This is a genomic window from Telluria sp. GW821-FHT07G12 (genome assembly GCF_059418525.1).
On sequence record NZ_JBWKQA010000005.1, the window covers coordinates 167,086 to 180,471 of the forward strand.

A 13,386-nucleotide genomic window follows, 5' to 3' on the forward strand; every position below is an offset into this window, starting at 1 on the left:
ACTTTGGCTACGTTTGTTAGCTAATCTCGCATTTTCTCACAGGCACAGGATGCTTTCATTCGCGTTTTCGGTTTTGTTCGTCATTTTTTTCATGCTGACCCTGGTGTTGCGTTACTGGCTGGCCAGCCGGCACGTTCGCCACGTCATGCGGCACCGTGAACAGGTGCCCGCCGAATTCGCCGGCAGGATTCCGCTTGCCGCCCACCAGAAAGCCGCCGACTACACGGTCGCCAAGACCCGCTACGGCATGGTGCACGCGGTGTGGAGCGGCCTGGTGCTGATCGGTTTCACCTTGTTGGGCGGGCTGCAAGCGCTGTCGATCGCGCTGCTGCACCTGACGGGTCCGGGCATGGCGCACCAGATCGCCCTGATCGTGGCCTATGCCGCCATCGCCGGCGTGCTCGATCTGCCGTTCACGTATTGGTTCCAGTTCGTGCTGGAACAACGCTTCGGCTTCAACAAGATGACGGTCAAGCTGTGGCTGGCCGACACGATCAAGGGCACGCTGGTGGGCGCCGTCATCGGCCTGCCGCTGCTGTGGGTGGTGCTGACGCTGATGGACCGCACCGGCGCGCTGTGGTGGCTGTATGCCTGGCTGGTGTGGAGCGGCTTCCAGCTGCTGATGATGGTGCTCTACCCGACCGTCATCGCGCCGATGTTCAACAAGTTCACGCCACTCAGCGACGAAAGCCTGAAAAGCCGCATCGAAGGCCTGATGGCGCGCGTCGGCTTCGCCTCGAAAGGCCTGTTCGTGATGGACGGCAGCAAGAGGTCAAGCCACGGCAATGCCTATTTTTCCGGCTTCGGCGCCAACAAGCGCATCGTCTTCTTCGACACCCTGCTCGAGCGCCTGGCGCCCAGCGAGGTCGAAGCCGTGCTGGCGCACGAACTGGGCCACTTCAAGCTGAAGCACATCGTCAAGCGCATCGTGGTCGTCTTCGCGTTGTCGCTGGTGTTCCTGGCCGTGCTGGGCTGGCTGAAGAACCAGGTGTGGTTCTATACCGGCTTGGGCGTGCTGCCGCTGCTGGGCCAGAACAACGACGCGATGGCGCTGCTGCTGTTCATGCTGGTGCTGCCGGTATTCACCTTCCCCTTCGCGCCGCTGACCTCGATCACCTCGCGCAAGCACGAGTTTGAGGCCGACGCCTTTGCCGCCAGCCACAGCGACGCGCGCGACCTGGTCTCGGCCCTGGTCAAGATGTACGAGGACAATGCCTCGACCCTGACCCCGGATCCGCTGCATTCGGCGTTCTACGATTCGCATCCGCCGGCGTCGATCCGCATCCGGCATCTGCATGAAGCGGGCGCGCTCGCCGGCACCGGCACGGCCGGCATGGAGCCCGCATGAACACGGCCCTGCCCTTGAACCAGCGCCACTGCAAGCACGGTGCGCCGGCACTGGACGATGCCGCCGTCAACGCGCTCCTGCCGCAGCTGCCGGACTGGAAGGTCGACGGCAATCGCCTGGTGCGCGAATTCCTGTTCCGCGACTACCACGAGACCATCGAATTCGTGAACGCGCTGGCCTTCATGGTCCACCGCGAAGACCACCATCCTGACCTGCAGGTGGGCTATCGCCGCTGCACGGCCTCGTGGACCACGCACTCGGCCGGGCACAGGCTCAGCGAGAACGATTTCATCTGCGCTGCGAAGGCGGACGCACTCTACGCGGGGCGGGCCGGCGCATGAACAAAGCTCTTGAACTGACCGGCACCATCGTCGCCGCCCACGGCCGCCACTACCTGGCCGACGTCGGCGGCGCGGCTTCCTCCGAATTCTTCCAGTGCGTCACGCGCGGCAAGAAGACCAACGTCGCAGTCGGCGACATCGTGCACCTGAAGCGCACCTCGAACGACCAGGCGGTGATCGAGAAGATCGCCGAGCGCACCACCCTGCTCTACCGCTCCGACCAGTACAAGTCGAAGCTGCTGGCGGCGAACATCACGCGCCTGTTCATCGTCATCGCCACCGAACCGAGCTTCGCCGACGACCTGGTCTCGCGCGCCCTGGTGGCCTGCGAGGCGGCCGGCGTCGAGGCCCACCTGATCCTCAACAAGGTCGACGTGGAACAGCCGCTGGCGCGGGCGCGCGAGCGTGCCGGCCTGTACGCGAGCCTCGGCTATCCGCTGCACGAAGTCTCGGCCCGGACCGATCCGGAAGGCGCGGTGGCCACCCTCATGCCACTACTGGAGGGCCAGTCCTCGATCTTCATCGGCCAGTCGGGCATGGGCAAGTCCTCGCTGATCAACCTGCTGGTGCCGGACGCCGACATCGCCGTGCGCGAGATCTCCGCGGCGCTGGACACCGGCAAGCACACCACCACTTTTACGCGCCTGTACCGGCTGCCCGGCGAAGGCGGCGGCCAGATCATCGATTCGCCGGGCTTCCAGGAATTCGGCCTGTATCACCTGACGGAGGGCATGCTGGAGCGCGCCTTCGTCGAGTTCAAGCCCTTCCTGGGCGGCTGCAAGTACTACAATTGCCGCCACCTGGCCGAGCCCCAGTGCGCGATTCTCGGCGCCGTAGAGGAAGGCAAGATCGCGAAGATCCGGCACGAGCTGTATGCGCAGCTGCTGCACGAATCCGAACAGACCTTGTATTGATAGAATATAATTCGGAAGATCCCCGCATTCCCGACATAACATGGCTGTCCAGACCCCCATCAAGCACTTCCTGCAGTTCTCCGACTTTTCCCGCGACGAGTTCGAGTACGTGATCGAGCGTGCGGCTGTCATCAAGCGCAAGTTCAAGGCTTATGAGATCTACCACCCGCTGATCGACCGGACCCTGGTGATGGTGTTCGAGAAGAACTCGACCCGCACCCGCCTGTCGTTCGAAGCAGGCATGCACCAGCTGGGCGGCGCGGCGATCTACCTGAACACGCGCGATAGCCAGCTGGGACGCGGCGAGCCGGTGGAAGACGCCGGCCAGGTCATGAGCCGCATGTGCGACATCATCATGGTGCGCACCTTCGGCCAGGAGATCATCGAGCGCTTTGCCGCGAATTCGCGGGTCCCGGTGATCAACGGCCTGACCAACGAACACCATCCCTGCCAGGTGCTGGCCGACGTGTTCACCTATTTCGAGCACCGCGGTTCCATCGTCGGCAAGACCGTCGCCTGGATCGGCGACGCCAACAACATGCTGTACTCGTGGCTGCAGGCGGCCGAGGTGTTCGGCTTCCACCTGAACGTGTCGACCCCGAAGGGCTACGACATGGATCCGGCCCTGGTCAAGACGAAGAACTACACCTTCTTCGAGAATCCGTCGGATGCCTGCGCCGGCGCTCACCTGGTCAACACCGACGTGTGGACCAGCATGGGCTACGAAAAAGAAAATGCCGAACGCCTGAAAGCCTTCGATGGCTTCATGGTGGATGGCGCCAAGATGGCGCGTGCCGCACCCGACGCGCTGTTCATGCACTGCCTGCCCGCGCACCGCGGGGAGGAAGTGGCGGCCGAAGTCATCGACGGCCCGCAATCGGTGGTGTGGGACGAAGCCGAGAACCGGCTGCACGTGCAGAAGGCGCTGATCGAGTACCTGCTGCTGGGCCGCATCGAAGATAAATAACACACCGCCACCACACTATTAGCCCGATCGTCGGCCCGGGCACTATGCCCGGCCGGCTGACCATCAATCCCCTCCCTCTCTCATCACTGGAACTCCCATGAGCGACATTAAAAAAGTAGTCCTCGCCTACTCCGGCGGCCTCGATACCTCGGTCATCCTTAAATGGCTGCAGGATAACTACAAGTGCGAAATCGTTACCTTCACCGCCGACCTGGGACAAGGTGAAGAGCTGGAACCGGCGCGCGCCAAGGCCATCAAGTTCGGCATCAAGCCGGAAAACATCTACATCGACGACGTGCGCGAAGAATTCGTGCGCGACTTCGTGTTCCCGATGTTCCGCGCTAACACCGTCTACGAAGGCGAATACCTGCTGGGCACCTCGATCGCGCGTCCGCTGATCGCGAAGCGCTTAATTGAGATTGCCAATCAGACCGGCGCCGATGCCGTCTCGCACGGCGCGACCGGCAAGGGCAACGACCAGGTCCGCTTCGAGCTGGGCGCCTACGCGCTGAAGCCGGACGTCAAGATCATCGCCCCGTGGCGCGAGTGGGACCTGCTGTCGCGCGAGAAGCTGCTGAAGTACGCGGAAGACGCCGGCATCGACATCGACATGAAGCACAAGAACGGCGGCGCGCCCTACTCGATGGACGCCAACCTGCTGCACATCTCCTTCGAAGGCCGCCACCTGGAAAACCCGAGCGCGGAAGCCGAGGAATCGATGTGGCGCTGGACCGTGTCGCCGGAAGCGGCGCCGGACCAGGCCGAGTACCTCGACATCGAATACGAGCGCGGCGACATCATCGGCCTGAACGGCGTCAAGATGAGCCCGGCCCAGGTGCTGACCGAGCTGAATCGCCTCGGCGGCAAGCACGGCATCGGCCGCCTCGACCTGGTGGAGAACCGCTACGTCGGCATGAAGTCGCGCGGCTGCTACGAAACCCCGGGCGGCACCATCATGCTGCGCGCCCACCGTGCGATCGAGTCGATCACCCTGGACCGCGAAGTGGCGCACCTGAAGGACGACCTGATGCCGCGCTACGCTTCGCTGATCTATAACGGCTACTGGTGGGCCCCGGAGCGCGTCGCGCTGCAGACCCTGATCGACCACACCCAGCAAAGCGTCAACGGCTGGGTCCGCGTGAAGCTCTACAAGGGCAACGTGATCGTGGTGTCGCGCGACTCGAAGACCGATTCGCTGTTCGACATGAACATCGCGACCTTCGACGAAGACGGCGGCGCCTACAACCAGGCGGATGCCGGCGGCTTCATCAAGCTGAATGCGCTGCGTATGCGCATTGCGGCGAAGGCGCGTGCCAAGCGCGGACAATAAGGAGGATAGGGTCAGACGCTTCTGACCCTACTACTCAGCAAAAGCCGCGTAGTAAAAGCCGCACATGTGCGGCTTTTTTTCGTTTTACCCCACCGACATTGTCTCCCGAACATTTCTGACTTAATCTCGTTGCGGCCAGTCGCTCACCCGCCCCGCAGTCCGAAACGCATCCTTCTTTTGGAGACAAAATGGAAATGCCCGTTTTAGGAGTCGCTCCGCCGCAACCGATCAAGAACCGTTCCCGCGACATGCTGCCCGTCGATATCGCCGCCGTACAGGCGATCGCGCAGGCGGCCGTGGAAGTCGAGCTGTTCACGATTCCGCTGTACATGAACACCATGTACTCGATCTACGGCACCCACCAGATCAACTCGAAGTGGCTCAGCTACTACAACGGCCGCCAGTGGCCGGGGATGGGCACGGGCGCCCAGGCGGACACGCCGAACCAGAAGGCCTTCAACGTCATCTTCAGCGTCTTCATCCAGGAGATGCTGCACCTGCAGATGGCCGCCAACCTGGCCACCGCGATCAAGGTCGCGCCTTGCTTCACCGGTCCGGGCCTGCAGGATGAATCGCACGGCTGGACCTGCTACGGCGCGGACAAGACCCTCATCCCGCACATCGTCGACCTCAAGGACACCGGTTCCTACCGCCACGTGCGCGTGAATCTCGAGGCACTCAACGCCAACCAGTGCGACCTGTTCCTGGCCATCGAACAGCCGGAACAGCAGGCGCGCCATGAACTGGAGGCGTTCTCGAAGACCCATCCGGACAAGTACTTCCCGGCCGTGCCCTTCGCCGGCTGGACCAAGGACAAGACCGCCGCCGACCTGCCGCTGTTCGGTACCATCGGCTACATGTACGAGTGCTACGCGCAGTACATCTCCATCGAATACGAAGGCGGCAAGACCTTGTGGGAAGAGCTGTACGACGACGCCTCGGTCCAGCAGGACATGTTCAACAGCCGGGTCGGCGGGCACCCGAAAGCGGAATTCCCGCGCTTCGCCACCTCGTTCTCGCCCGAGGAGCGCGACGGCGGCCAGGACGCCTCCTTCAACAAGGCGATCGACATGATGGCCGCGATCACCGACCAGGGCGAAGGCAACGCGGCCTCGATCAAACGCTTCCGCCGCGGCGGCCTGCTGAAGGCCGTGCAGCCCGACTACCGCGAAGACAAGGCCGCGCTCGAAGCCGACTACCCGTCCTACGCCAACGCCGGCGGACGCGCCCCCTCAGCCGACGCCGCCGCCCGTTTCGACTCGGCCGCGTATGACCACTACGAGCGCTTCGCCGAGGTCAAGGAAATGCTGGGCAAGGTGCAGACCTGGGCGCACTGGCACAGCGCCGACGTGAATGTCTGGACCCGCGACATGCTGATCAACAGCCAGTACGACCCCGCCGCCGCGCCGGACAACATCCCGACGCCGGAAGACGTGGCCGGGGCGCTGAACCGCCTGAAGGAAGACGGGGACCAGACCCTGGACCTGCTCAGCAAGGTGGCCGGCGGCGCCCTGTACGGCATCACATCGGTGCTGGACACCTACTGGCAGGTGCAGTCGACCCAGTTCCCCTATCCCTCGATGGTAGGCGCGGGAGACCGCTTCTCGATCTGCTGGGCGGTGCTGGGCCGCTCGCCGGAGCTGTCGCAAGGCGTGCCGCTGCCGGACCAGAACACCCTCTACCACGCCTGCCAGGGCCTGAGCCTGAACGGCGATCCCAAGGGCAGCGCGCCGTCCGGCTGCGCGGCGCTGGCGATCTACCACACCTGCCGCGGCTCGAACGGCTGCCACGCCCAGGGCGGCTGCGGCTTCGCCCAGCTCGACAGCGGCGGCGGTTCCTGCGGCCATTCGGTCAAGGCGGCGCCGCTGGCCAGCGGTCTCGAGAACCTGTGCGGCGGACCGAAACCGCCGAAACCCACCGTGTCGCTGTACAGCGCGCCGGCCGACAACAAGTGCAAGACCTTCGGCGGCTGCGCAGTGCCGATCTCGGCCTCCCAGCTGTTTCCGGCGGCCGGCACGATGACCATGTATAACTTCGGGGTCGAGCCGCCGCACGGCGCCATGCCGCTGCAGAACGAGACGCTCAGTTTCCAGCTGGGCGACAACGTCTACGACACGGCCTGGGAGGCCTACAGCAAGGTAATGGCGGCGCGCGGCCAGGAGCCGGGCGAGAAGCCGCCGCCCACCGACCTGCGGCTGGCGCTGCCGCCGTCGACCTGATGGCGCTTGCCACCACCAAGGCAGTTCCGCGCCTGGGCCTGCCGAATCTGGGCCTGGGCGTGGGTCTGCGCAACCAGCATTTCGCGCACATCCTGGAGCACGGGCCGCAGGTCGACTGGTTCGAGATCATCAGCGAGAACTTCATCGGCAACCACGGCCATGCGCGCGCGGTGCTGGACCGGATCGCGGCCCGGGTGCCGATCGTCATGCACGGGGTCTCGCTGTCGATCGGCAGTAGCGATCCGCTCGATCTGGCCTACCTGTCCAGGCTGCGCGAGCTGGCGCGAGAACTGCGGCCGGCCTGGGTGTCCGACCACCTGTGCTGGACCGGGGCGGCATCGCTGAACAGCCACGACCTGCTGCCGCTGCCGCTCGACGAAGCCTGCCTGCGGCATGTGGCCGCGCGCGTGCACCAGGTGCAGGACTACCTGGGGCGGCCGCTGGTGCTCGAGAACCCCAGCACCTATGTGGAATTCGCCCATTCCAGCATGCCGGAATGGGAATTCCTCGGCCGCCTGGCCGAGGACACCGGCTGCGGCCTGCTGCTCGACGTGAACAACGTCTACGTCTCGGCCACCAACCACGGCTTCGACGCGGAGAACTACATCCGCAGCCTGCCCGCAGAGCGCATCGTCCAGATCCACCTGGCTGGGCCCACCGAGTGCGGCGGCTACCTGATCGACACTCATGATGCGCCAGTACCGACCGCGGTGTGGCGCCTGTACGCGCTGGCCCAGCAGTTGACGGGCGGCGTGGCCACCCTGCTCGAATGGGATGCGAACATCCCCGCCTACCCCGAGCTGCTGGCGGAACTCGGCAAGGCGCGCGCCGTCCTGCGCGGCGAGCTGCCGCAGGTGGGCATCCAGTCCGGCACGGACGCACTGCCGGCGCCGGCCGGCTTCCAGCTGCAGCGCGCAGCGGACCTGGTGCTGCAGCCATGAGCGCGCCGCCACTGTCCGAAGTCCAGGCCTGGTTCATGACCGCGATGCTGACGCCGGGCGGGGTCCAGCGTGGCCTGGCGCTGGCATCGGCGCGCCATGGCCTGGCCGAGCACGAGGTGCTGCGCATCCCGGCCGGATCAGGCTCGCGCCTGCATATCTATGCCGACGGCTACGTGCTGCGCCTGCTCGAATGCATGCGCGCCGACTACCCGGTACTGTGCAAGGTGCTGGGCCGCGAGCTGTTCGACTTTTTCGCCAAGGCCTATGTGTGGCGCCATCCTTCGCGCTCACCCACCCTGTACGACCTGGGCGCGGGCTTTGCCGATTTCCTGGCGCAGAGCCAGCCGGCCGACGCCAGCGCCGAGGACGCGCAGCGCTTCGCCTTCCCCGCGCAGCTGGCACGCCTGGAACGGGCGCTGGCCGAAGCATCCCGCGCGCCCGGACTCGAAGGCGCGGCCGCCGGCACCGTCGATGCCTTGCCGCTGTTGTCGGGCTCGGAGGCGGCGGTGGAACTGGCCCCGTGCACGCGCCTGCTGGCATCGTCCTTCGCGCTGCCGGCCTACTGGCAGCAGGTGGCGGGCACCGCCGAGGACGCGCCGCCACCACCCCTGCCCGCCGCCGAGACCACCTATATCGCCATCGGCCGCCAGCACTACCGCGTCGGCATGCACGTGCTGGCTCCCTGGCAGTTCCACTTCCTGCAAGCCGCCACGGAACGGGCGCCGGCGCGCCAGTGCGCAATGGAAGCGGCGCGCGCCTGCGGTCTGCCGGCCGGACGCGTGCTGGCGGATGCGATGCTGTGGCTCCCGCTGGCCAGCACCGCCGCCCTCGTCACCGCCTAGTTCAGAAGTGGAAGTTGGCGCTGACGCTGGCCCAGCGCGGCGCGCCCGGCGTGTAGCGGTAGCCGCTCTTGTTGATGGCCGCAACATAGCGCTTGTCGAACAGGTTGTACACGTTCAGGCGCAGGTCAACCCAGCGGTTGACGGCATACGAGGCCATCGCATCCGCCACCCAGTAATCCTCGGTGTAGGCCGGCGTACCCACCGCGCCGTCGGTGCCGCGCAGCAGACGGCCCGAGTAGCGCGCACCGCCGGCGATCTTCAGGCCCGAGGGGAAGCTGTAGGTGGTCCAACTGGTGAAGGCCGACTTCGGCGTGTAGGTCAGCGCATTGCTGCCGTTCGCGGTCGTCAGCTTGCCCGCTTCGACGCTGGTGTCCATCCACGCGTAGCCGGCGCTGACCGACCAGTTGCGCGTGATCTCGCCGATCGCGCTCAGCTCGATGCCCTGCACGCGCTTGCGGCCTGTCTGGTAGTACTTCAGGTCCACCGGGTCCTGCTCGACCTCGTTCTTGACCTCGGTGCGGAACAGGGCCGCGTTCAGGGCCAGGCGCTTCTGCATGGTCTCCCACTTCGCGCCCAGTTCGGTGGTGGTGCTCACCTGCGGGTCGAAGATCGGGTTCGAGGCGCTGCTGGCGCTGGTGCTGAGGGTCAGGTTCGAGCCCGGCGGCTGCTTCGAATTAGCCCACAGCGCGTAGACACTCGTATTGTCGGTGGGCTTGTACAGCAGCGAGAGCTTGCCGCTCACCAGGCTGTCCGACAGTTCGACATGGGTCGGGACCGGGGTGCCGACCGGCAGGGTCGGATTCGCCGAGGCGGTGGACAGCGCCACCGCATCGTAGCTGGTGTCGAAGTGATCGACCCGCACCGAGGCGCCCAGCAGCCAGCGCTCGCCGATCTTCACGGTGTCGAGCAGCCAGGCCGCCATGGTCGTGGTCTCGCCCTGAGTGCGGGCGCCGCTGCGCACCAGGTTCAGGCCCGTCACCGGCGACGAGGCTTCCGGACGATACAGGTTGGCCGGCAGCAGCGTGCCGCCGCCCAGGTAACTCCAGTTGTTCTGCTTTTCGTTGGCGAGGTCCAGACCCGACACCAGCGTGTGCTGCAGCGCACCGGTGCCGAACTCCGTGGTCAGCATGGTCTGGTTGGCCAGGATCGTGTTTTCCTGGTCCTTGATGGTGCGGGTGGTGCGCGCCAGGGTCCATGCGGCGGGGTCGGCCTGGCTGGGGGTCAGGATGTTGGCGGTGTTGCCCATGAAGGCGCTCAGCAGGTAGAACTGCTTGGTCTTGCCATAGCGGCTGGTGTTCTTCAGGCGCATATTGCGGCTGAACTCATGGTCGACGATAGCGGTGAACATGTCGGCCCGCACGCGGTCGAAGTCGGACAGCGCGCCGTAGAAATTCTGCGGATCGACGGGCGCCGCATCCGCCAGCCACGGGCGCTTGGGATCGGGGCTGCTGTAGCCGGGCAGGCCGATGGTGGGCACGCCGCCGTCCGGACGGTTGTCCTGCTTGACGTGCAGGTAGTCGAGATAGAGCTGGGTCGGCCCGCGCAGGCCGAAGGCGAGCGAAGGCGCGATTGCCCAGCGCTTGTCCTTGACCTCGTCGCGCGCCGGATTGCCACTGTCCTGGTCCAGCACATTCAGGCGCATGGCGATGCCGCGGCGGCGGTCCAGGACCCGGTTGAGGTCGACGGTGCCGCGCTTGCGTTCCGCGCTGCCGGCCACCAGGCTGGCGTCGCCGAAGTTCTTGAGCTGCGGCTGCTTGGTGGCGAGGTTGATCGAACCGGTCGGCGCGCTGCGCCCGGTGTCGGTGCCGGCCGGGCCTTTCAGCACGTCGATCTGCTCGATGTTGAAGACGTCGCGCGAGACCGAGCCGATGTCGCGGATACCGTCCACGAACAGGCTGCCCGAGCTGTCGAAGCCGCGCATGTAGATGGCGTCGCCCGTATTCGTATTGCCATTCTCGCCTAAGAAGAACGTACCCACGCCCGGCGTGTTGCGCAGGGCTTCGGTCAGGGTCACGGCGCCCTGCTGCTCGATCAGCTCCTTCTTGATCACGATGACGGTCTGCGGCGTGTCCAGCAGCGGCTGGGTGTATTTGCCGGAGGCGGCCTGGTCCGCCTTGAACTCGTTCTCGCGTTCGCGCTCGCCATGGACGTGGATGCGCTGCGGCGACTTGCCCTCGGCGGCATCGGCGGTGGCCGTGGCGGCGCTGTCCGCGGCCTGGGCGGCGAGCGGCAGCATCAGCATGGCTAGGGCGGCGCCGGCGGCGGGACGCAGGTTGGTGCGGTGTTTGCGGCTGGTGATCGGCTTCTTCATGGTCTGGTCGTTCGAGTTGTTATGAATGGGTTAATGGAACGCCAGGGACTTTAACAAAACTTTACTCATATGTAAACGCGAATCATTCTCATTATCGTTAACATGATTGCCGCGAAGTGCGGGTCGGCGACGACAAGTGCCTGCTGGCGCGCGCGCGCCATGGTTTGCCGGCCTTGCCGCTTGCCCTGCTGTCGTCAGAAATGTGACCTGATTTTGTTGCGCTAGCGCATCATTGTTACCCCGCCAACTCGACAGGATGTTACATTCGGAGATGGGCATACGTTGCTAACTCCGGGGTCAGAGCCCACCCGGAAAAACCGGGCTCTGACCCCTACGAATGGAACGGGACGCGCATGCTGCACAACTCAAGCATCAAGAACAAACTGATCATCGGCTTTGGCGGCGTCGTCGCGATCATCCTGCTCCTGCTGGTTGTGGCCTATAACAACTTCGCGCGGCTCTCGGAAGCCCGCGAATGGGACCGCCATACCCTCGAAGTGCTGCTGGAGATCAATCACGTCTCGACCGCCGTGCTGCAGGTCCAGAGTTCGGCCCGCGGCTATCTCCTGACCGGCAACGAGACCCTGGTCGCCCCGATCCGCAACGAACACGACAGCGCCCGCACCCACCTGCGGCGGGCGATCGCGCTCACCGCCGACAATACGTCCCAGCAGGATCGCCTCAAGCAGGTCGAGCCGCTGCTGGATGCGTGGATGGACAAGTCGGTCGGCCCGCAAATCGAGATGCGCCGCAATGCCGGCAAGGCGGGCCTGGCGCCGGTTGCGGCGCAGGTCGACTCGACGGTGCTGGCCGGTACCGGCAACGTCGCCACCATCCGCCAGGTACTGGGCGGGATCGAGGCGGAAGAGAACCGCCTGCTGGCGCAGCGCAGCGAAGAGTCGAGCGCGCTGCGGCGTTCGATGGACCTGGTGCTGAGCGTGGGCACCCTGGTGAGCGTGCTGCTGGCGATCCTGATCGGCACGCTGCTGGTGCGCGCCATCTCGCGTCCGCTGGTCAGCCTGGCCGATGCCGCGCGCAAGCTGGGCGCCGGCGTGCAGGGCGCGCGCGCCGAGGTGGTCTCGCGCGATGAACTGGGCCGCGTCGCCGTCGAATTCAACCGCATGGCCCAGGCCATCGAAGACAGCCAGGCCAAGGAACTGGCCGCCACCAACGAATTGCGGGCCAAGGTCGACACCTTGCTCGAAGTCGTCTCCAAAGCGGCGCGCGGGGACCTGACTGGCACCGTCGCAATCCGCGGCGAGGATGCCATCGGCCGCCTCGGCGAAGGCCTGGCGACCATGCTCGGCAATCTGCGCAGCCTGCTGAACAACGTGCAGCGCGCCGGCATCCAGGTGGCCAGCTCGGCGACCCAGATCGCCGCCTCCGCGCGCCAGCAGGAAGCCACCGGCATCGAGCAGGCCCAGACCAGCGTCGAGGTGCTGGCCACTACCAAGGAGATCTCGGCGAATACCGCCCAGCTGCTGCGTACCATGGAGGAAGCCACCGAGGTGGCCGACTACACCACCAGCGCCACCGCCGACGCCCAGGACAAGCTGAAGCACATGGACCACACCATGCAGCAGATGGTCAACGCCACCGATTCGATCGGCGCCAAGCTGGCCGCGCTGTCCGAGAAAGCCAGTAACATCAACAGCGTGCTGACCACCATCACCAAGGTGGCGGACCAGACCAACATCCTGTCCCTGAACGCCGCGATCGAGGCCGAAAAGGCCGGCGAGGCAGGCCGCGGCTTCTCGGTGGTCGCCACCGAGATCCGCCGCCTGGCCGACCAGACCTCGGTCTCGACCTGGGACATCGAGCAGATGCTGAAGGAGATGCAGTCGGCGGTGTCGGCCAGCGTGATGGGCATGGACAAATTTGCGGAGGAGATCCGCCGCAACGTCGGCGAGGCGCGCCACGTGGCCGAGCAGCTGTCCGGCATGATGGACCAGGTGCGCAAGCTGGCGCCGCGCTTCGACACGGTGCTGCAGGGGATGCAGTCGCAGGCGGTGGGCGCCTCGCAGATCTCGGGCACCATGATGCAGCTGTCCGATGCGACCCAGCAAACGGTGGAATCGCTGAAGGCCACCAGCGAAGCCGTGCACCAGCTGCAGTACGCGGCCGGCGACCTGCAGCAGTCGGTCGCCACCTTCGCCGTGAACGAGTAACAGCC

General features: G+C 65.6%; 10 protein-coding genes. 9 read left to right on the forward strand and 1 reads right to left on the reverse strand.

The window, feature by feature from the left end; all coding sequences use genetic code 11:
• The first annotated feature begins 49 nt into the window (after positions 1–49).
• The 8 genes from AC07PE_RS19375 (at position 50) to AC07PE_RS19410 (ending at position 8,902) form a co-directional block, all read left to right on the forward strand.
• Positions 50–1,348 (forward strand): M48 family metallopeptidase, encoded by a 1,299-nt coding sequence (locus AC07PE_RS19375; protein ID WP_498767437.1) that lies wholly within the window; start codon positions 50–52, stop codon positions 1,346–1,348.
• The gene (locus tag AC07PE_RS19380; RefSeq protein WP_498767439.1) at positions 1,345–1,689 is read left to right on the forward strand and encodes a 4a-hydroxytetrahydrobiopterin dehydratase; all 345 of its coding nucleotides are present in this window, start codon (positions 1,345–1,347) and stop codon (positions 1,687–1,689) included. Before AC07PE_RS19375 ends, AC07PE_RS19380 begins: the two co-directional genes overlap by 4 nt.
• Positions 1,686–2,603, forward strand: a complete 918-nt coding sequence (rsgA, locus tag AC07PE_RS19385) for a ribosome small subunit-dependent GTPase A (protein WP_498767442.1) — start codon at positions 1,686–1,688, stop codon at positions 2,601–2,603. Before AC07PE_RS19380 ends, rsgA begins: the two co-directional genes overlap by 4 nt.
• Positions 2,604–2,643: 40 nt before the next feature.
• Positions 2,644–3,570, forward strand: a complete 927-nt coding sequence (gene argF, locus AC07PE_RS19390) for an ornithine carbamoyltransferase (protein ID WP_498767444.1) — start codon at positions 2,644–2,646, stop codon at positions 3,568–3,570.
• A gap of 97 nt (positions 3,571–3,667) precedes the next feature.
• Complete coding sequence (locus AC07PE_RS19395; protein WP_498767446.1) at positions 3,668–4,900, forward strand: argininosuccinate synthase; 1,233 nt, start codon at positions 3,668–3,670, stop codon at positions 4,898–4,900.
• Positions 4,901–5,094: 194 nt separating this feature from the next.
• Positions 5,095–7,119 (forward strand): ferritin-like domain-containing protein, encoded by a 2,025-nt coding sequence (locus tag AC07PE_RS19400; protein WP_498767448.1) that lies wholly within the window; start codon positions 5,095–5,097, stop codon positions 7,117–7,119.
• Positions 7,119–8,060, forward strand: a complete 942-nt coding sequence (gene bufB, locus AC07PE_RS19405; protein WP_498767450.1) for an MNIO family bufferin maturase — start codon at positions 7,119–7,121, stop codon at positions 8,058–8,060. The genes AC07PE_RS19400 and bufB overlap by 1 nt, the downstream gene beginning before the upstream one ends.
• Positions 8,057–8,902: an HvfC/BufC family peptide modification chaperone gene (locus tag AC07PE_RS19410; RefSeq protein WP_498767452.1), complete on the forward strand. Its 846-nt coding sequence runs from the start codon at positions 8,057–8,059 to the stop codon at positions 8,900–8,902. Before bufB ends, AC07PE_RS19410 begins: the two co-directional genes overlap by 4 nt.
• Before the next feature lies 1 nt (position 8,903).
• Here the strand turns inward: AC07PE_RS19410 and AC07PE_RS19415 are convergent, their stop codons facing one another.
• On the reverse strand, positions 8,904–11,213 hold the full coding sequence (locus AC07PE_RS19415; RefSeq protein ID WP_498767454.1) for a catecholate siderophore receptor Fiu: 2,310 nt from the start codon (positions 11,211–11,213) through the stop codon (positions 8,904–8,906).
• Between the two features lie 353 nt (positions 11,214–11,566).
• On the opposite strand from AC07PE_RS19415, the gene AC07PE_RS19420 reads away from it, so the two are divergent.
• Entirely contained in the window at positions 11,567–13,381 is a 1,815-nt protein-coding gene (locus AC07PE_RS19420; protein ID WP_498767456.1) for a methyl-accepting chemotaxis protein, read from the forward strand.
• Positions 13,382–13,386 lie beyond the last annotated feature (5 nt).